This window comes from Streptomyces sp. NPDC046909 (assembly GCF_040644695.1).
Taxonomy (GTDB): Bacteria; Actinomycetota; Actinomycetes; order Streptomycetales; family Streptomycetaceae; genus Streptomyces.
The window spans coordinates 436,068-454,835 of the sequence record NZ_JBEYXC010000008.1; the positions used below are offsets into that span (position 1 = coordinate 436,068).

At 70.6% G+C, this 18,768-nt stretch carries 20 protein-coding genes; 9 read left to right on the forward strand and 11 right to left on the reverse strand.

Annotation, left to right across the window (positions count from 1 at the left end; all coding sequences use genetic code 11):
* Positions 1 to 3: 3 nt before the first annotated feature.
* A complete protein-coding gene (locus ABZ928_RS28010; RefSeq protein ID WP_361524534.1) occupies positions 4 to 1,410 on the reverse strand; it encodes an FAD-linked oxidase C-terminal domain-containing protein in 1,407 nt (468 codons plus the stop codon).
* A gap of 128 nt (positions 1,411 to 1,538) precedes the next feature.
* Here ABZ928_RS28010 and ABZ928_RS28015 point away from each other — a divergent pair, with 128 nt between their 5' ends.
* Positions 1,539 to 2,990 carry a tetratricopeptide repeat protein gene (locus ABZ928_RS28015; RefSeq protein WP_361524687.1) on the forward strand — a complete coding sequence of 484 codons (1,452 nt, stop codon included), beginning with the start codon at positions 1,539 to 1,541 and terminating at the stop codon, positions 2,988 to 2,990.
* Between the two features lie 4 nt (positions 2,991 to 2,994).
* Here the strand turns inward: ABZ928_RS28015 and nthA are convergent, their stop codons facing one another.
* The 5 genes from nthA to hppD all read right to left on the reverse strand — a co-directional run bounded on the left by nthA (position 2,995) and on the right by hppD (position 6,344).
* Entirely contained in the window at positions 2,995 to 3,579 is a 585-nt protein-coding gene (gene nthA, locus ABZ928_RS28020; RefSeq protein ID WP_361524537.1) for a nitrile hydratase subunit alpha, read from the reverse strand.
* Positions 3,569 to 3,904 (reverse strand): SH3-like domain-containing protein, encoded by a 336-nt coding sequence (locus tag ABZ928_RS28025; RefSeq protein WP_361524540.1) that lies wholly within the window; start codon positions 3,902 to 3,904, stop codon positions 3,569 to 3,571. The genes nthA and ABZ928_RS28025 overlap by 11 nt, the downstream gene beginning before the upstream one ends.
* Positions 3,897 to 4,178, reverse strand: a complete 282-nt coding sequence (locus tag ABZ928_RS28030; protein WP_361524543.1) for a hypothetical protein — start codon at positions 4,176 to 4,178, stop codon at positions 3,897 to 3,899. Before ABZ928_RS28030 ends, ABZ928_RS28025 begins: the two co-directional genes overlap by 8 nt.
* Before the next feature lie 22 nt (positions 4,179 to 4,200).
* The gene (locus ABZ928_RS28035) at positions 4,201 to 5,055 is read right to left on the reverse strand and encodes a Teichoic acid biosynthesis protein C (Precursor) (protein WP_361524546.1); all 855 of its coding nucleotides are present in this window, start codon (positions 5,053 to 5,055) and stop codon (positions 4,201 to 4,203) included.
* A gap of 134 nt (positions 5,056 to 5,189) precedes the next feature.
* Positions 5,190 to 6,344, reverse strand: coding sequence for a 4-hydroxyphenylpyruvate dioxygenase (gene hppD, locus ABZ928_RS28040; protein ID WP_361524549.1), 1,155 nt, complete (start codon positions 6,342 to 6,344; stop codon positions 5,190 to 5,192).
* A 126-nt stretch (positions 6,345 to 6,470) separates the two neighbouring features.
* Between hppD and ABZ928_RS28045 the strand changes: the two genes are divergently transcribed.
* The 7 genes from ABZ928_RS28045 (at position 6,471) to ABZ928_RS28075 (ending at position 11,489) form a co-directional block, all read left to right on the forward strand.
* Entirely contained in the window at positions 6,471 to 6,959 is a 489-nt protein-coding gene (locus ABZ928_RS28045; protein WP_361524553.1) for an Lrp/AsnC family transcriptional regulator, read from the forward strand.
* A gap of 24 nt (positions 6,960 to 6,983) precedes the next feature.
* The gene (locus tag ABZ928_RS28050; protein WP_361524556.1) at positions 6,984 to 7,631 is read left to right on the forward strand and encodes an ABC transporter permease; all 648 of its coding nucleotides are present in this window, start codon (positions 6,984 to 6,986) and stop codon (positions 7,629 to 7,631) included.
* On the forward strand, positions 7,624 to 8,871 hold the full coding sequence (locus tag ABZ928_RS28055) for a betaine/proline/choline family ABC transporter ATP-binding protein (protein WP_361524559.1): 1,248 nt from the start codon (positions 7,624 to 7,626) through the stop codon (positions 8,869 to 8,871). The genes ABZ928_RS28050 and ABZ928_RS28055 overlap by 8 nt, the downstream gene beginning before the upstream one ends.
* 65 nt (positions 8,872 to 8,936) lie before the next feature.
* Positions 8,937 to 9,680: an ABC transporter permease gene (locus tag ABZ928_RS28060; RefSeq protein WP_361524690.1), complete on the forward strand. Its 744-nt coding sequence runs from the start codon at positions 8,937 to 8,939 to the stop codon at positions 9,678 to 9,680.
* A gap of 5 nt (positions 9,681 to 9,685) precedes the next feature.
* Positions 9,686 to 10,636, forward strand: a complete 951-nt coding sequence (locus ABZ928_RS28065) for a glycine betaine ABC transporter substrate-binding protein (protein ID WP_361524562.1) — start codon at positions 9,686 to 9,688, stop codon at positions 10,634 to 10,636.
* Between the two features lie 71 nt (positions 10,637 to 10,707).
* Complete coding sequence (locus ABZ928_RS28070) at positions 10,708 to 11,289, forward strand: helix-turn-helix domain-containing protein (protein WP_361524565.1); 582 nt, start codon at positions 10,708 to 10,710, stop codon at positions 11,287 to 11,289.
* An 11-nt stretch (positions 11,290 to 11,300) separates the two neighbouring features.
* Positions 11,301 to 11,489, forward strand: a complete 189-nt coding sequence (locus ABZ928_RS28075; protein ID WP_361524568.1) for a hypothetical protein — start codon at positions 11,301 to 11,303, stop codon at positions 11,487 to 11,489.
* Here ABZ928_RS28075 and ABZ928_RS28080 read toward each other — a convergent pair.
* The 3 genes from ABZ928_RS28080 to ABZ928_RS28090 all read right to left on the reverse strand — a co-directional run bounded on the left by ABZ928_RS28080 (position 11,486) and on the right by ABZ928_RS28090 (position 14,285).
* On the reverse strand, positions 11,486 to 12,277 hold the full coding sequence (locus ABZ928_RS28080; RefSeq protein WP_361524571.1) for a S16 family serine protease: 792 nt from the start codon (positions 12,275 to 12,277) through the stop codon (positions 11,486 to 11,488). The genes ABZ928_RS28075 and ABZ928_RS28080 overlap by 4 nt on opposite strands.
* Positions 12,278 to 12,402: 125 nt before the next feature.
* The gene (gene menC / locus ABZ928_RS28085; protein ID WP_361524573.1) at positions 12,403 to 13,512 is read right to left on the reverse strand and encodes an o-succinylbenzoate synthase; all 1,110 of its coding nucleotides are present in this window, start codon (positions 13,510 to 13,512) and stop codon (positions 12,403 to 12,405) included.
* Positions 13,509 to 14,285 carry a chorismate synthase gene (locus ABZ928_RS28090; protein ID WP_361524576.1) on the reverse strand — a complete coding sequence of 259 codons (777 nt, stop codon included), beginning with the start codon at positions 14,283 to 14,285 and terminating at the stop codon, positions 13,509 to 13,511. Before ABZ928_RS28090 ends, menC begins: the two co-directional genes overlap by 4 nt.
* Before the next feature lie 130 nt (positions 14,286 to 14,415).
* On the opposite strand from ABZ928_RS28090, the gene ABZ928_RS28095 reads away from it, so the two are divergent.
* Positions 14,416 to 15,969, forward strand: a complete 1,554-nt coding sequence (locus ABZ928_RS28095) for a helix-turn-helix domain-containing protein (RefSeq protein WP_361524579.1) — start codon at positions 14,416 to 14,418, stop codon at positions 15,967 to 15,969.
* Here the strand turns inward: ABZ928_RS28095 and dapE are convergent.
* Together dapE and ABZ928_RS28105 are read right to left on the reverse strand one after the other, a co-directional pair.
* Positions 15,950 to 17,014 (reverse strand): succinyl-diaminopimelate desuccinylase, encoded by a 1,065-nt coding sequence (dapE, locus tag ABZ928_RS28100; protein ID WP_361524581.1) that lies wholly within the window; start codon positions 17,012 to 17,014, stop codon positions 15,950 to 15,952. The genes ABZ928_RS28095 and dapE overlap by 20 nt on opposite strands.
* Positions 17,011 to 18,459 carry an amino acid permease gene (locus ABZ928_RS28105; protein ID WP_361524584.1) on the reverse strand — a complete coding sequence of 483 codons (1,449 nt, stop codon included), beginning with the start codon at positions 18,457 to 18,459 and terminating at the stop codon, positions 17,011 to 17,013. The genes dapE and ABZ928_RS28105 overlap by 4 nt, the downstream gene beginning before the upstream one ends.
* Between the last annotated feature and the right edge of the window lie 309 nt (positions 18,460 to 18,768).

Genomic DNA, 18,768 nt, shown 5'->3' on the forward strand with positions numbered 1-18,768 from the left:
GGTTCAGAACAGCTTGCCGGGGTTCAGGATCCCCAGCGGGTCGAAGACCTGCTTGATCTGCCGCTGCATCTCCACCCCGACCGGGCCGATCTCGCGCGCCAGCCACTCCTTCTTCAGTACGCCCACGCCGTGCTCGCCGGTGATCGTGCCGCCGAGTTCGAGGCCGAGGGCCATGATCTCGTCGAAGGACTCGCGGGCGCGCCGGGACTCGTCGGGGTCGGCGGCGTCGAAGCAGACGGTGGGGTGGGTGTTGCCGTCCCCGGCGTGGGCGACGACGCCGATGGTGAGCTGGTGTTTCTCGGCGATCCGCTCGGTGCCTTCGAGCAGTTCGGCGAGGCGGGAGCGGGGCACGCACACGTCGTCGATCATCGTGGTGCCCTTGACCGCTTCGAGGGCGGTGAGCGAGAGCCGCCGGGCCTGGAGCAGCAGCTCCGACTCGGCCACGTCGTCGGCCGGGACCACCTGCGTGGCGCCCGCCGCCTCGCACAGGGCGCCGAGGGCCGCGAGGTCGGCGGCCGGGTCCGTGGTGTCGAAGGCGGCGAGCAGCAGGGCCTCGGTGGTCTCCGGGAGGCCCATGTGGGCGAGGTCGTTGACGGCCTTGACGGTCGTACGGTCCATCAGTTCGAGGAGGGACGGGACGTGTCCGCCCTCCATGATCCGGCAGACGGCGTCGCAGGCGGCGGCGCCGGAGGCGAACTCGGCGGCCAGCACCAGCTGCTCGGGCGGTTGCGGGCGCAGGGCGAGGGTCGCCCGGACGACGATGCCGAGGGAGCCCTCCGAGCCGACGAACAGGCGGGTCAGGTCGTATCCGGCGACGCCCTTGGCGGTGCGGCGGCCGGTGGACATCAGGCGGCCGTCCGCGAGGACGACGTCGAGGCCGAGGACGTACTCCGCCGTCACCCCGTACTTCACACAGCACAGGCCTCCGGAGGCGGTGCCGATGTTGCCGCCGATGGTGCACATCTCCCAGCTGGAGGGGTCCGGCGGGTAGTAGAGGCCGTGTTCGTTGACCGCGCGGGAGAGGGTGGCGTTGATGACGCCGGGCTCGACGACCGCGATGCGGTCGACGGGGCTGATCTCCAGGATGCGGTCCATCTTGGTCAGGGACAGCGCGATGCAGCCGTCGGTGGCGTTGGCGCCGCCGGACAGGCCCGTGCGGGCGCCCTGCGGGACGACCGGGACGCGTAGGTCGGTGGCCACGCGCATGACGTGCTGGACCTGCTCGACCGTGCGGGGCAGGACGACCACGGCGGGGGCGCCGGCCGGGCAGAAGCTGGCCATGTCGTTGGCGTAGGAGGCCGTGACGTCCGGGTCGGTCAGGACGGCCTCGGCGGGGAGAGCGGCGAGGAGGCGGTCGACCAGGTTGCCGGTGGCCTCGTCGCGCGGGGCTTCGATACGGCTCATGATCACAGCGTCGCACCTGGGTCCATCGGTGTGAACCCCGTCTGCGGCAGCCGTCGTATGCCCGGGTGTGGTCGTCGTATTGACGCACAGTGGGCGCCATGGAGACCCAGAACGTCGTGGAGAACCAGAACGTCATGGAGAACCGGAGCGTCACGGAGAACCACGACGGGACCCCCCGGCGTTCGCGCCTCGGGCAGCGGGTGCTGACCGCCGCGCTCACCGGGTGCCTGGTCCTCGGCGGAACGCTGATGGTGCTGCCCTGGCGGCCGCCCGCCGAGCGGGCGCCCGCGCCACCGGCCCCCGGGGCGCAGGCCCGGGCGGCGGTCGCCGTGGGGGCGCCGGCCGCGCTGCCCGATCTGGCGGTGCTGATCGGTGAGCGGGAGGCGCATCTGCACAGGCATCCGCAAGACGCGGAGTCGTGGGCGGTGCTGGGGGCCGCGTATGTGGAGCAGGGGCGGCGGACGGCGGAGTCGGCGTACTACCCGAAGGCCGACCGGGCCCTGCGTACGTCGCTCAGGGCGCGGGCGAAGGGGAACGCCGAGGCGCTGGGCGGTCTGGCGGTGCTGGCGAACGCGCGGCGGGACTTCCGGGCGGCGAAGGGGTTCGGCGAGGCGGCGCTGAAGCTGGACGCGAAGCGCTGGACGACGTATCCGCCGCTGATCGACGCCTATACCGGCCTCGGTGACTGGAAGGCCGCCGGGCGGACGCTGGAGCGGTTGCAGGGGCTGCGGGGCGGGCCCGCCGTGATGGCGCGGGCCGGGGGTGTCTACCGGGACCGGGGCTGGCGCGAGGACGCGATGGCGCAGCTGTCCGACGCGGCGGCGGGGGCGGTGGCACCGGCCGAGCAGGCCGCGTATCTGGAGCGGGTGGGGCAGCTGGCCTGGGAGCGCGGGGAGCGGGAGGTGGCGCTGCGGCACTTCCAGGAGGCGGTGCGGGTCGATCCCGACCAGCGGGCCGCGCAGGCCGGGCAGGGGCGGGCGCTGGCGGCGCTGGGGCGGACCTCGGAGGCGCTGAGCGCGTACCGGGTGGCGCTCACGAACCAGCCGGACCCCCAGTACGCGCTGGAGCTCGGGGAGTTGTACGAGTCGCTGGGGCTGCGGCAGGCGGCCCGGGTGCAGTACGACCTGCTGCGGGCGCGGGTGCGGCACGCCGCGCGGGGCGGGGTGGACGAGCAGCTGGTGCTCGGTCAGTTGGAGGCGGACCACGGGGATCCGGAGGCGGCCGTACGGCTGTTGCGGGCCGAGTGGCGGCGCCAGCCGGGGATCGCGGTGGCCGACGCGCTGGGCTGGGCGCTGCACCGGGCCGGGGAGGACGAGGAGGCGCTGCGGTTCGCGACGCGGGCCACGGACAAGGCGCACGGGGGTGGGGTGCGCAGCGCGCTGTACGTGTTCCACCGGGGCATGATCGAGCGGGAGTCGGAGAAGTACGGACCGGCCCGGCGGCACCTTCAGGAGGCGCTGCGGATCAACCCGTACTTCTCGCCGCTGCGAGTGCCGTTGGCCGAACAGGCGTTGACGGCCCTGAGCGAGCCGCCCGCCGACGACGTACCGGCGATGGACGCGAAGGCGAAGCCTGAGAAGTCCTGACGAGCTAGACCGCGGCGGTGCCGATCATCGCGTTGCGGGTGATGAGTGCCGCCAGTTCGTCCTCTCCCAGGCTCTCGGTCCCCTCGGGGCGGCGGGGCAGGACCATGTAGCGGGACTCGGCGCTGGAGTCCCAGACCGTGATGTCGACGGCGTCGGGCAGGTCGAGGCCGAACTCCCGCAGTACGGCCCGGGGTTCACGGACCACCCGGGAGCGGTACGCCTCCGACTTGTACCAGCTCGGGGACGGGCCGAGCAGGCGCAGCGGGTAGCAGGAGCAGAGGGTGCAGACGATGACGTTGTGGGTCGTCGCGGTGTTCTCGACGACGCGCAGCCGCTGGTACGAGCCGTCCATGAAGCCCAACTCCTGTACCGCGGCGGTCCCGTCGGCCAGCAAACGCCCCTTGTACGCCTCGTCGGTCCAGGCGCGGGCGATGACCTTCGCCCCGTTCGCGGGGGACGAGGAGGCGAGGAAAGCGTCGATGGCCTCGTCCACCTTCTCGCCGGTGGTCAGGCCCCGCTCCTCCAGGAGCGTCTCCAGCCGGCGCACGCGGCGGGCGATCGTGGCATCGGTGTGGTGGTCACCGCTCATGGGACCCGTCCTCTCCGTCCTCTTCCAATCCGTCCTCTTCCAAGTAGCTTTCCCACAGATCCAGTACGACGTGGTGGTCGCCCTCGCCCCACAGGTCCCGGGCCTCGAAGCGGACCGCGTAGATCTGCTCGACGGGGGCGTCCCCGCGGCCCTGGGCGCTGATGTCGGGGAGTTCGTCCGGGCCCTCGGGCTCCACGATCACGCCCCGCTTGCCGCGCGCGTAGCGGGGCAACCGGGTGTGGTGCGGCGGGTCGTGCGGGAAGGTGCGGACGCGGGTGCCGGGCGGGAAGCGGTCCGTGCCCGGGGTGGAGCGGTCGTCAGTCATCGAGCTCACCCGGCTCGATCACGCCCTTGCGCTCCAGGAGGGCGCAGATCGCGGTGAACCAGCGCTCGTAGTACGAGGCCGCCAGGTACTCCGCGGGCGGCATCGCCTCGATCGCGTCCCGGAACTCGTTGGTGTTGAAGATCCCTTGTCCGCGCAGGGTGTTGAAGAGGCCGACGACCCGGGCCTCCCAGTCCGCGTGGAAGGGCTCGGTGTCGTCGGTGGTGTCGATCGCGCCGAAGCCCACGGTGCCGCCGACGTCGTTGATCCTGGCCATGCGGCCACATTACGTCGACCCGCTACGCCGGCGCCTTGCTGTAGAGCGAGAACCTGCGCGCCCCCGCCGCTCCCGAGGCGAACCCGATGAACAGCCTGGTCCCGCCCTTGTGGCGGACGGCGAGGCCCTCCGGCTCGCGGTAGACGAGGGAGCGGCCTGCCTCGGTGCGCATGCGCTGGACGGACGTGCCGCTGGGGATGTCGACGGTGGAGAGGTAGGCGTTGCCGAACGCGGCGGCCGGGTTGTCCTCGGGGTCGTAGGCCGTGCCGGCGAGCTGGTAGATGGTGTCGCCGTGCAGGGCGTACCCCTGGAAGGGGATCTTGGAGTTGGGGTGGGCTTCGGGCTGGGCGATGTCCGCGATGCGGTGGTCGTAGTCGCGGGCGACGAAGGTGTCGAGGTCCCAGATCCGGTAGCGGGGCTTGCCCTTGACGCGGTAGCGGACGGCTATGCGGCCGGATGCCATGCAGACCGAGGGCTGGTTGTTGATGGAGCCCGGTATCGGCTTGCGGATGTTGACGTCCTTGCCGGTGCGGGTGGCGCCGTCGGCGAACTGGAAGCGGGTGACGCCCTGGCCGTAGCCGCCCTTGGCGTCGGCCTCGGTCCATAGCCAGACCTTGCCGTCGGCGGCGTTCTGGACGCCCATGCTGACGCCGTGCCCGAAGCCCTGGAGCTTCATGCTGCCGAGCAACTCGCCTTCGTAGTCGAGCTTGTTGAGGCGCAGGTCGCCGGTCTCGCCGCCGCCGGGGCGGACCTGGAGGACGTAGAGGTGCCGGTGCACCTCGTCGAAGGCGAAGGACTGAAGGACCGTGCCCTCGGCGAGAGCCGTTTCCCTCAGCCAGCGCTTGGCGGATACGTCGAGGTCGATGCGGTCGGTCACGATCGGGGTCCCCTGGTTCCTGTGGACGTACGGACGTCCGGGTGACGCCCACAGGACCAGAGAGTGTCAACTCGCGTGAGCCGGTTTCAAGGTTCACGAAAGCGCTTGTGGATTCACAGGTTCCCGCTGTGGGTTCACAGGTTCCCGCGGCGGGCCTGCTCTCGCTCGATCGCCTCGAAGAGGGCCTTGAAGTTGCCCTTGCCGAAGCCCATCGAGCCGTGCCGTTCGATGAGTTCGAAGAAGACGGTCGGCTTGTCCTGGACCGGCTTGGTGAAGATCTGGAGCAGATAGCCGTCCTCGTCGCGGTCGGCGAGGATCTTCAGTTCGCGCAGGGTGTCGACGGGGACGCGGGTGTCGCCGACCCATTCGCCGAGGGTGTCGTAGTAGGAGTCCGGGGTGTCGAGGAACTGAACTCCCGCCGCCCGCATGGTCCTTACGGTCTCGACGATGTCGTTGGTGTTGAGCGCGATGTGCTGGACTCCGGCGCCGCCGTAGAACTCCAGGTACTCGTCGATCTGGGACTTCTTCTTCGCGATGGCGGGCTCGTTGATCGGGAACTTGACCTTGAGCGTGCCGTCCGCGACGACCTTCGACATCAGCGCGCTGTACTCGGTGGCGATGTCGTCGCCCACGAACTCCTTCATGTTCGTGAAGCCCATGACCTTGTTGTAGAAGCCGACCCACTCGTTCATGCGGCCGAGCTCGACGTTGCCGACGCAGTGGTCGATGGCCTGGAAGGTGCGGTGGGCGGGCGGCTCGACGAGGGGGGTCGCCGCGGTGAAGCCGGGGAGGTAGGGGCCGTCGTAGCCGGAGCGGTCGACGAGGGTGTGGCGGGTCTCGCCGTAGGTGGCGATCGCGGCGAGGACGACGGTGCCGTGCTCGTCCTTCAGCTCGTAGGGCTCGGCGACCGAGCGGGCGCCGTGCTCCAGGGCGTAGGTGTAGGCGCGGCGGGCGTCCGGGACCTCGATGGCGAGGTCGATGACGCCGTCGCCGTGCTCGGCCACGTGCTGGGCGAGGAAGTGGCCCCAGGTGGTGGCGGGCTTGATGACGGAGGTGAGGACGAAGCGGGCGGAGCCGTTCTCCAGGACGTAGCTCGCGGTCTCGCGGCTGCCGTTCTCCGGTCCGGAATAGGCGACCAGCTTCATGCCGAAGGCGGTGGAGTAGTAGTGCGCCGCCTGCTTGGCGTTGCCCACGGCGAAGACGACCGCGTCCATTCCCTTGACCGGGAAGGGGTCGGCCTGCCGGGCGGTGTCGGGTGTGTGGTGAGTGTTCGCAGAAGTCACGGCCATGGCGGCAGCCTTCTCCGCGGCGGCAAGGTGCGCAATAGTTTGCGTTTCTGCTATGCAAGATGACCAGTGAGAGGGCGGTTTTTACCGGCTCTCTGTACAGGATGACCACTGGGAAGGGCGGCTCTCGTGGGGATCGACGGGCTGGACGGACGGATCATCGTGCTGCTGGCGCGGGAGCCGCGGATCGGGGTGCTGGAGATGTCCCGGCGGCTGGGGGTGGCGCGCGGGACCGTGCAGGCGCGTCTGGACCGGCTTCAGTCGAATGGCGTCATCCGGGGATTCGGGCCGCAGGTGGATCCGGCGGCCCTCGGCTATCCGGTGACGGCCTTCGCCACGCTCCAGATCCGGCAGGGTCAAGGGGCGGACGTACGGGCGCACTTGGCGACCGTGCCGGAGGTCCTGGAGCTGCACACCACGACGGGCAGCGGCGACATGCTGTGCCGGCTCGTGGCCCGCTCCAACGCGGATCTCCAGCGGGTCATCGACCGGGTTGTCGGTTTTGATGGGATTGTCCGGGCCGCCACGGCGATCGTGATGGAGAACCCGGTTCCGCTGCGGATCATCCCGCTGGTGGAGCAGGCGGCCGAGGACCAGGAGAGGGACTGGCCGACCTGACCTAGCCGACCGGGGTGACTCGATGTGAACTTCTGGGAGTACCTGGGCAGCCGCCATCAGCAGCTGCTCTCGGATGCCTACCAACACGCGAGCGCCGTCTTCCAGTGCATGGTCGTGGCGACGGTGATCGGGGTCCTGATCGGTGTGGTGACGTACCGCAGCGAATGGGCCGGGAACCTCGCCACGACGGCCACCTCGACCATTCTGACCATTCCGTCGCTCGCCATGATCGGTCTGCTCATCCCGATGGTCGGGCTGGGCGTACCGCCCACGGTGATCGCGCTGACCCTGTACGGCCTGCTGCCGATCGTGCGCAACGCGATCGTCGGCCTCCGCGGGGTCGACCCGTCCCTGGTGGACGCGGCGACGGGCATCGGGATGTCGCGGCTGATGCGGCTGGTGCGGGTCGAGCTGCCGCTGGCGTGGCCGCCGATCCTGACCGGTATCCGGGTCTCCACGCAGATGCTGATGGGCATCGCGGCCATCGCCGCCTACGCCTCCGGGCCCGGTCTCGGCAATGAGATCTTCCGCGGGATCGCCTCGCTGGGCAGCAAGAACGCGCTCAACCAGGTGCTCGCGGGCACGCTCGGGATCATCGTCCTGGCCCTGCTGTTCGACGCCGCGTACGTCCTGATCGGACGGCTGACCATTCCCAGGGGGATCCGTGTCTGAGACGTCCGCCGCCTCCGGCGCCTCCATCGAGCTGGAAAACCTGACCAAGAGGTATCCCGGCAATCCTCAGCCTTCCGTCGACAACGTCAACATGGAGATCAAGGCGGGCGAGATCGTCATCTTCGTCGGCCCCTCCGGATGCGGTAAGTCGACGACGCTCAAGATGATCAACCGTCTGATCGAACCGACCGGCGGCCGGATCCGCATCGGCGGCGAGGATGTGACCGACATCGACCCGGTCAAGCTGCGCCGCAAGGTGGGCTACGCGATCCAGTCGGCGGGGCTGTTCCCGCACATGACGGTCGCGCAGAACATCGCGCTGGTGCCGAAGATGGTCGGCTGGGGGAAGGCGCGGATCAAGTCGCGGGTGGAGGAACTCCTCGACCTGGTGGGCCTAGACCCGGGCGAGTTCCACGGCCGCTACCCGCGCCAGCTGTCGGGCGGCCAGCAGCAGCGGGTGGGCGTGGCGAGGGCGTTGGCGGCGGACCCTCCGGTCCTGCTCATGGACGAACCGTTCGGCGCGGTCGACCCGATCACCCGCGACCATCTCCAGGACGAGTTGATCAGATTGCAGCACGAGCTGCACAAGACGATCGTCTTCGTCACACACGACTTCGACGAGGCGATCAAGCTCGGTGACCGTATCGCCGTACTGCGCGAACGCTCTCACATCGCTCAGTTCGACACCCCGGAGGCGATCCTCACCAACCCGGCGGACGACTTCGTGTCGGGGTTCGTCGGGGCGGGGGCGGCGCTGAAGCGCCTGAACCTCACGCGTGTACGGGATGTGGAGATCACCGACTACCCGGTGGTGACCGTCGACGACCCGCTCCAGGAGATCTTCAACAAGCTCCGGGACAGCGGTACGAACGAGATCCTCCTCCTCGACAAGCGGCGGCGCCCGTACAAATGGCTGCGGCGCGGCGACCTGATGCGCGCGAAGGGCTCGCTGGCGCGGGCCGGGACGCTGGTCAGCGACACGGTGACACGGGACGCGACCCTGCGGGACGCGCTGGAAGCGGTGCTGACGGACAACGCGGGGCGGGTCGCGGTCACCGGGCGGCGCGGGGAGTACGACGGGGTCGTCGACATGGAGACGCTCATGAACTCCGTGCACGAGCTGCTGGAGGCCGACCGGCTGGACGCGATGGAGCACCAGCACGACCTGGAGGAGACGCGGGCCGCCCAGACGCACGCCGAGCAGGAGGGCGACGGAGACGGCGGGGGGAAGAAGGCGTGAGAGTCCCCGAGGTGGAGGAACGGGAGGTACTGGAGGAGCGGGAGGCTCCGGCGCCGCAGGTCTCCATGAAGCGGCGGATCACCTGGCAGAAGCTGACGTTCCTGCCGGCCGTGCTGGTCGCGGTGCTGCTGGCGACCTGGCTGTGGTTCCAGCAGGCGGACCTGGACTCGATCTCGGAGAACGCGCTGTCGAACGGCCAGGTGTCGAAAGCGCTTTGGCAGCACGTGAAACTGACGGCGATCTCGACCTTCTTCGTACTGATCATCGCGATCCCGCTGGGGATCCTGCTCACCCGGCGGATGTTCCGTCCGGCGGCCCCGGTGGCGATGGCGCTCGCCAACATGGGCCAGGCGACCCCGGCGATCGGCCTCCTGGCTCTCCTGGTGATCTGGCTGGGCACGGGTACGAAGGCCGCGCTGATCGGCATCATCATCTACGCCGTCCTCCCGGTCCTGTCGAACACCATCGCGGGCCTCAAGGCGAACGACCCCACGCTCCTGGAAGCGGCGCGCGGCATCGGGATGTCTCCGCTGGGGGTGCTGACGCGGGTGGAGCTGCCGTTGGCGGTCCCGCTGATCCTCGCGGGCGTGCGGACGGCCCTGGTCCTGAACGTCGGTACGGCGACGCTGGCCACGTTCGGGGGCGGTGGCGGGCTGGGCGTACTGATCACGACCGGCATCACGAACCAGCGCATGCCGGTGCTGATGCTGGGCTCGATCCTCACGGTGGTGCTGGCGCTGCTGGTCGACTGGCTGGCGTCACTGGCGGAACTGGTGCTCAGGCCGCGGGGGTTGGAGGTGGGGACGTGAGGCGCATGGCCGCTGTCGCGGGGGTGCTGGTGCTCGCCTCGGCCTGCGGCCTGACGAGCGGTTCGCCGATGGTGGACGACGTGAAGCCGGGTTCGATCGGACAGGGGGAGCCGCTGAAGGGCGCGAGCCTCACGGTCACGTCGAAGGAGTTCACCGAGCAGTTGATCCTCGGCGCGATCATGGGCATCGCCTTCCAGGCAGCGGGCGCGGACGTGCTGGACCGTACAGGGATCCAGGGTTCGATCGGCGCGCGCGAGGCGGTCAAGTCCGGTGACGCGGACGGGATGTACGAGTACACGGGCACCGCCTGGATCACGTACCTGGGCAACAGCGAGCCCATCGCCGACCCTCAGGCGCAGTGGGAGGCGGTGCGCAAGGCCGACCTGAAGAACGGGCTGACCTGGCTGCCGCCCGCTGCCCTCAACAACACCTACGCGCTCGCGATGAACCAGTCCAACTTCAAGAAGTACGGCACGAAGACCCTGTCGGACGTGGCGGCCCTGTCGAAATCGGACCCCGGCGCGGTGACCCTGTGCGTGGAGAGCGAGTTCGCCAACCGCGCGGACGGGCTGCCGGGCATGGAGAAGGCGTACGGCATGGACGTCCCGGCGAAGAACATCACCCAGATGGACACCGGGATCATCTACACCCAGGTGAAGAAGGGCAGTTGCACCTACGGCGAGGTCTTCACCACCGACGGCCGCATCAAGTCCATGAACCTCGCGGTGATGTCCGACGACAAGAAGTTCTTCCCCAACTACAACGCCGCACCCGAGATCAACTCCAAGGCGCTGAAGAAGTGGCCGGCGATCGAGGAGGTCCTCGACCCGATCACTAAGAGGCTGAACAACGCGGTGGCGCAGGAGTTGAACGCGAAGGTGGATGTGGACGGGGAGGACCCTCATCAGGTGGCGTTGGACTGGATGGTGGCGGAGGGGTTCGTGAAGGAGGGCTGAGGAGGGCTGAGGTCCGGGGACTTACAAAGAAGGCGTTGCAAAGGAGCCTTTGCATAGATACCTTTGTACGCATGCCGGAAGAGCCCAACCTCAGGAAACTGGACGCGCGTTCACTGCGCGGACTCGCGCACCCCCTGCGCATGGAGCTGCTGAGCGCCCTGCGCCGGCACGGCCCCGCCACCGCGTCGATGCTCGCCGAGCGGCTGGCCGAGTCCAGCGGGGCCACGAGCTACCACCTGCGGCAGCTCGCCGCGCACGGGTTCGTCGAGGACGCGCCCGAGCGGGGGAAGGGGCGGGAGCGGTGGTGGCAGGCGGTCGCGCAGGGCATCAGCGTGACCGAGGACCTGCTCCAGAGCCCGGATCCGGCGGTGCGCGGGGCGGTCGACACCTTCCTGCACGAGATCGCGACCGACCACTCCCGCGAAGTGTCGACCTTTGTGGCGACCCGTGACGAGTGGCTCCCGGAGTGGTCGAACCACGCCATGGACCTCAGCGACTTCACGCTCCGCCTGACACCGGACCGTTCCCGTGAACTCATCGCCAAAATGCACGAGTTGCTCAAGAGCTACGACACGTTCGAAGCCGACAAGGACAACCCCGAGGCCGAGCGCGTACGCATTCACACGCACCTCTTCCCCACCCGCACGGACTGAGAGGCCCCGCCATGCACTTCGACATCCACCGGCACCTCGCCGAGCAGCACGCCGCCGATCTCCGCACCCAAGCCGAAGCACACCGGCTCGCCACCGAGGCCAAGCCCGCCCGCGAGCTCCGTACCCGCCTCGGCTGGACCCTCGTGGAACTCGGCCTCCGCCTGGCCGCAGCCCCCACCCCGAAGCCCGCGCCCGCCTAGCAGCTCGGCACAGTCCCCTTCCCCGTCTCCAGCGCCACCAGCGAGCTCACCGCACCCTTCAGCGTGGTCACCGGAATCAGCCGCAGCCCCTTGGGGAGTTCCGCCTTCGCGTCGGAGCACTCGTCCTTGGGGACGAGGAACACCGTCGCCCCGTCCCGCTTCGCGGCCTGCGTCTTCAGCGACACCCCGCCGACCGCACCCACCGAGCCGCTCTCGTCGATCGTCCCGGTCCCGGCGATGACCCGACCGCCGGTGAGGTCACCGCCGTCACCGTCGCCGTTCAGCTTGTCGACGATGCCCAGCGAGAACAGCAACCCCGCACTGGGCCCACCGACATCCGCCAGCTTCAGCGAGACCTTGACCTTCGACGCGCTCAGGTCGAGATAGTTGAGCGCCGCCGCCGTCGCCGCGTCCTGCGACTCCTCCATCTGCTCGGTGTTGTGCTGCTCGATCTCCTTCGTCGACTGCCCGCTCGGGTAGACGGAGTCGCGCGGCATGACCGCCTGGTCCGTGGCGAACCACGCGTCGAGCACATCGCCGAGCGAGACCCGCGCGTCCGGGTTGGTCGCCTCGATGGTCGTCATGCGCAGCTCACCGCTGGTCTCACGGGTCTCCGCACCGGAGATCGTGATCACCTGCGCGCCCTGGTTCTCACCGAGGACGTTCGCCGTCATGCCGGGCTGCGCCAGCGAGAACGGCAGCGGCGCGAAGGCGGCCGTGGCGAGCAGGGCCACGACGGGCAGGGCGCAGACGGCGACGGCCTGGGGGCGCGTGAGGCGAGAGAGCACGGGATCAATCTAACGCGACGACCAGTTCCGGCCAGGGCGGGCCCGGGCGGGGGTGGAGCCACCCCGGTCCACCCGGTCCACCCGGTCCACCCCACTCAGTCCCGCTCAGTCCCGCTCAGTCCCGCTCACCCCCGGTACAGCTCCCCCCGCCGCACAGTGAACCTCCGCAGCGCCTCCGGCAACGGCTCCACCCCGATGCCGGGACCCCCCGGAACCGGCAGATGCCCCTCCTCCAGCACGAACGGCTCGGTGATGTCCTCCGCGAAGTACCGCGACGACGCCGAGGTGTCCCCGGGCAGGCTGAACCCCGGCAGCGCCGCCAGCGCCAGATTCGGTGCCCGCCCGATCCCCGTCTCCAGCATCCCCCCGCACCACACCGGCACCCCCTGCGCATGCGCCACGTCATGGACCCGCCGCGCCTCCAGATAGCCGCCGACCCGAGCGGGCTTGACGTTCACCACCCGGCAGGCGTCCATCGCGATCGCCGAAGCCGTGTCACGGGCGTTGTGCAGCGACTCGTCCAGACAGACCGGAGTCGACAACCGCTCCTGCAACCGCGCGTGCCCGTACAGATTGTTCTCCTCCAACGGCTCCTCGATCAGCAGCAGCCCGAACTCGTCCAGCCGCCGCAGATGCTCCGCGTCCGCCAGCGTGTACGCCGTGTTCGCGTCCACCTGCAACGGCAGCTCGCCCCCGAACCGCTCCCGCACCGCCCGCACCGGCTCGACGTCCCACCCCGGTTCGATCTTCAGCTTGATCCGGACGTACCCCTCGTCGAGATAACGCGAGACGTCGTCGAGCAGCTCCGCGACGGACCCCTTGATCCCGACCGACACCCCCGCCGGGACCCGGTCGCGCACCGCGCCCAGATAGACCGCGAGCGGCATCCCGTACGACCGCAGCTCCGCGTCGAGCACCGCCGTCTCCAGCGCGGCCTTCGCCAGCTCGTGCCCCTTGACCTTGGCGAGAGCGGGGGCGAGCCCGGCCGTGGTCACCGTCGGCAGGGCCGCGAGGCGTGGCAGCAGGAAGTCCCGCAGCACGATCTCCGCGCCCGCCACGAACTCCGAGCAGTACAGCGGCTCGGGATCGGCGGCGAACTCCGACCAGCCCTCCCCCACGTCCGTCACGACGTGCAGCAGGAAGGTGTCCTTCGTCGTCATCGTCCCGAAGGAGGTACGGAACGGGGTGACCAGCGGGATCGCCACATGCACGATCTCGACGCGTTCGAGCTTCACGCCGCCACACCCTCTCCGCGACGCGTCAGCGTGTACCAGCCGTCCCGCGACATCCCCGTCGCCCTGAACCCCTGCCCGAAGGCCTCCGTGAACACCTCACGCACGGCATGCCGCCACCGCAGCGCGAGCACCGGCTCGGCGGCCCGCAACTTGACGATGTCCTCCGGGACCCGGCACCAGACGTGCAGATCGTCGAGGTCACGGCGGGCGAGGGGGTCCCCGTCGGGGCCACGGTGAGTGGCGGGCGCGGCGTCGCGGTCGGCTCCACGGTCGTGCGTGTTGTACGTCGATGAGGGTGCCCGCAGATCCCACGTCACCGTCAACCGATCGCTCTCGTCCCCGTCGTTCACCCCGTCCGCCATCGGACCGTAGAAGTCGACGAGGTACTCCGTCCCGGCGGCCCCCAGCTTGGCCAGGTTGAAGCGGGCGTTGCGGCCGACGAGCGGGTCGAAGGTCCAGCGCATGGTGCGGGCGCCGCGCTCCAGGGCCCAGGCCCGCTGCGCCTGCTTCACGACCTGCCCGAGCCCCTGGTCCGCGGCGGCGACCAGCGAATACGTGTCGCCGGGCGGCCCGAGCACCGCGACCGACGCCCCGGCCAGCCGAGCCCCCTCGTACGCGGCGTGCACCGCGCCGCCCGCGTGGATCAGGCTGTGCAGCACCTCGGCCGGGTAGGGCGGGGCGCTGCGGGGGGTCTGCCAGACGTCGCTGAAGTAGTCGGTGACGGCCGCGATGCCTGCGACGTCGTGGACCGTGCGAAGGGTGACTGCGGTCATGGGACGAGTCTCGAAGCCGTATCGCCGCCCCGGGTTGTGCACCTGCACAACAGATGCGTACGTTCCTTTCCTGATCGGACAATCATGAGGACTGGTCAGGGACGAGGACTGGCCCATCACTAGGAGTGCCATGGACGCCTGCACCCTCGGCGACCTGCTGGACGTCATCGGCGGCCCCTCCGTCCGCCTGCGCACCGCCCCCGCCACCGGCCTGACCGCCCCGGTCACCGAGGCCCTCCTGTACGACGCCCACGCCCCGCTCCCGCACACTCCCGGCGCGCTGCTGCTGGCGGTCGGGGTGCGGGCGGCCGCGGCCGGGCCGTTGGTGCGGGCCGCCGCGGGGGCCGGGATGACCGGGTTGGTCGTCCGCGGCGAGGGCGGTCCGGTCGGGGAGGCGGAGGCGTACGGCATCGCGCTGCTCTCGGTCGACGAGGACACCGCCTGGCACCACGTGCACCTGCTGCTGGCCTCGGCGATCGGCGCGCGCCCGGTGTCGTCCAGCGGCCATGGGGACCTCTTCGCGCTCGCCGACGCCATCGCCGCGGCCACCGGCGGGGCGACCGCCGTGGAGGACCCCCGGCAGCGGATCCTCGCCTACTCCACGGTCCCCGGCCAGCCGGTCGACGAGGACCGGCGGCAGGGCATCCTCGGCCTCCAGGTGCCCGGCAGCCCGGAGAACAGCGAGCAGTACCGGGTGCTGTTCGCGGCCTCCGGCGCGGTACGGCTCCCCGCGCTCCGCGAGGGCGACCTGCCGCGCCTCGCGGTCGCCGTACGGGCCGGCGGCGAGACCCTCGGCTCGGTCTGGGTCGTCGACGACGGCACCCTCGCACCGGACGCCGAGGACACCCTCACCCAGGGCGCCTCCACGGCCGCCCTGCTGCTGCTCCGCGCCCGCGCGGCCCAAGAGCTGGCCCGCCACCAGAACAGCGACCTGCTGCGCCGCCTCCTCGACGGCACGGCGGATGCCTCAACGGCCGGTCCCCGGCTCGGACTTGAGGGCGCGGTGCGGGTGGCCGCGTTCGTCCTCGACGCCGCCAGCCTCCCGGACGCCGAGCAGACCGGACTCCGGCTCCTGGACGTCGTACGGCTGCAATGCGAGGCGCGTTACGGGCGGCACGCGTGTGTGCTGGTCGACGGGGTGGTGTACGCCCTGCTCCCGGCGCCCGAGGAGCGGGCCGGGGAACGGCACCGGCGGCTCGCCGAGGACATCGTGGCGCGGGCCGGGCAGGCGCTGCGGGTGCCGGTGCGGGCCGCGTTGGGCGAGGTGGTCGCGGGGCTCGGGGAGGTCACGGGATCGCGGGCGGACGCCGATCTGGTGCTGCGCGTCCTCGGCCCCGGACTGCCGGTGGCGACCGTCGACGAGGTACGCGCCCGGGTCACCCTCCTCCGCCTCACCGAAGTCCTCGGCGAGCGGCGGGAGTTGAGCGCGGGCGCGTGGCGGCGGGTGCTCGCGTACGACGCCGAGCACGGCACCGACTACGCGCGCACCCTGGTCAGCTGGTTCGACGCGGGTTGCGACATGGCGGGCGCGGCCAAGCTCCTCGCCGTGCACCCGAACACCTGCCGCTACCGCCTCAAGCAGGCCCAGCAGCACGTCGGGATCGACCTCGACGATCCCGACGAACGGCTCGTGCTGTGGCTTCAGTTGAGGACACTGGCGGGGCTCAGAGGAGCCACTTCCTGAGCCGCTCCTCGCAGCCGCGGAGCTGCTCCACCGGCACGTACTCCCCCGCCGTGTGCGCCAACGACGGGTCTCCGGGGCCGTAGTTGAGCGCGGGCACCCCGAGCGCCGCGAACCGGGCGACGTCCGTCCAGCCGAGCTTGGGGCGTGGTTCGGCGCCGAGGACGTCGAGAAGACCGCCCAGCCGGTCCAGTCCGGGAAGGGCGCCCGGCACGACTTCGGTGACCTGGACGTCGTACTCGGGAAAGAGCCCGCGGACATACGCCTCCGCCTCCTCCGACGAACGGCTGGGCGCGAACCGCGAGTTGACGCTGACCACGCACTCGTCGGGGACGACGTTCCCGGCCACCCCCGCCCGTACCGCCACCGTGCTGAGCCTCTCCCGGTACTCAAGGCCGTCGATCACGACCCGCTCGGGTGTGTGGTCGGCGAGCCGTTGCAGGACCGGGGCGGCGAGATGGGCGGCGTTGACCCCCATCCAGGCGCGGGCGGTGTGGGCGCGTTCGCCGCGTACGACGATGTCGGCGCTCAACACGCCCTGGCAGCCCGCCTCCACGCCCGCGTCGGAGGGTTCCATGAGGACGGCGAGGTCGGCGTCCGCCAGCAGACCCGGACGCTCGGCGGCGATCCGGCGCAGTCCGTTGCGGTCGCCCTCGACCTCCTCGCACTCGTAGAAGACGTACGTGACGTCGTGGACGGGCGCGGTGACGGTCGCGGCGAGGCGGAGGGCGACGGCGAGGCCGCCCTTCATGTCGCAGGCGCCGAGGCCGTAGAGAAAGGGGCCCTGTTGTGTCGAGGGCAGATTTCCGGCCGCCGGGACGGTGTCCAAGTGCCCCGCGATCACGACCCGTTGAGCCCGCCCGAGCTCCGTCCGTGCGACGACGGAGTTGCCGACGCGCTCGACGGCGAGGTGGGGAAGGGCGCGCAGGGCGGCTTCGACGGCGTCCGCGATCGGGCCCTCCTGCCCGCTCTCGGAGGGGAGGTCGACGAGAGCGCGGGTGAGGGCGACGACGTCGGCGCCCTCGGTGGTGAGGTCGAGGGAGGTCACTCGGCGGCCGCCTTGCCGAGCTTGGAGTGCCGGATGCCGTAGGTCGCGTAGATGACGAGCCCGGCCGCCATCCACGCCCCGAAGGCGATCCAGGTGTCGGTCCCGAGGCTGAACAGCATGTACCCGCAGAAGCCGACGCCCAGCAGCGGCGTCACCGGCGAGAAGGGCACCCGGAAGGAGCGGGGTGCGTCGGGGCTGCGGCGGCGCAGGAGGACGACCGCGAGGTTGACCAGCATGAACGCGAAGAGTGTGCCGATGCTGGTGGCGTCGGCGAGGCTGCCCAGGGGGACGAGGGCGGCGAGTACCGCGATGAAGGACGACACGATGACGGTGTTGGCGCGCGGCACCCCGGTGCGCGGATGGACCTTGGCGAACAGCGGCGGCACGAGTCCGTCCCGGGACATCGCGAAGAGGATGCGGATCTGTCCGTACTGCACGGTGAGCACGACGCTGGTGGTGGCGACGACGGCCCCGACGGAGAGAAGGATCGGCCAGAGGCTGCCGCCCCCGACGGCCCGCACGAGCACCTCGCTCAGCGTCGCCTCCGTCCCCTCGAACTCCCGCCACGGCATGGCGCCGAGCGCGGCGACGGCGACGAGGACGTAGAGGGTCGTGACGAGGAAGAGCGACAGCAGGATCGCCCGGGGCAGGTCCCGCTGCGGGTTCTTCGCCTCCTCCCCCGCGGTCGAGGCGGCGTCGAAGCCGATGTAGGAGAAGAACAGCGAGGCGGCTCCGGCACTCATCCCGGCGGCGCCCAGCGGGAAGAGCGGCTGGAAGTTCCCGGCCCGGAACGCGGTGAAGGCGACCGCGCAGAACAGGATCAGGGCGGCGACCTTCACGGCCACCATGACCGTATTGGCGACGGCACTCTCCCGGGCGCCGCGCAACAGCACGACCATCGCGAGTACGACGATGAGCGCGGCCGGAATGTTGAGCGTCCCGCCGAGCCCGGGCGGCGCGCTGAGCGTCTCGGGCAGGGAGACCCCGGCAGTGAGTTCGAGCAGCTCATTGACGTACTGCCCCCAGCCGACGGCGACCGCCGCGACGGACACGCCGTACTCCAGGATCAGACACCACCCGCACACCCAGGCGACCAGCTCCCCGAGGGTGGCGTAGGCATAGCTGTACGACGATCCCGAACCGGGGATCATCCCGGCCAGCTCGGCGTACGACAGCGCCGAGAACAGCGCGGTCACTCCGGCCAGCAGGAACGACACGACAATCGCCGGCCCGGCCTCCGGCACCGCCTCCCCGAGCACGACGAAGATGCCGGTGCCGAGGGTGGCCCCCACACTGAGCAGCGTCAGCTGCCCGACGCCCATGGTCCGCCGCAGCGGACTCCCAGCGGCCTCCCCGACCAGCACACCGACATCCTGCCGCCGCGCCAACCGCCGTACCGCTCCCACCTGCCGCCCGCCGGGCGGCCGTGTACCCACTGTCTCCACGCTGCCGTTCCCTCCACTGTTCCGCTGCCTGGCCCCTGATGATGCGGAGGGGAGCGGGAACGGCGGTGGGTGAATCGGCAAGAGGTGGGGGTGACGGTTTGGCGGATCGGCTAAAGCACGTAGCGCGCGGGTAACCGAGGGCGGCGCGGCTGGGGGGTCGAGTGTCGCCGTAGCTGTGGACAGGCAGTCGCATGTCGCCACAGCTGGGGGTAGTCGCATGTCGCCGTAGCTGGGGGGGGTAGTCGGATGTCGCCGTAGCTGCGGGCAGTCGTGCCGCTGGGGCGGCACGGGTGGGCGCAGCGGCACCCC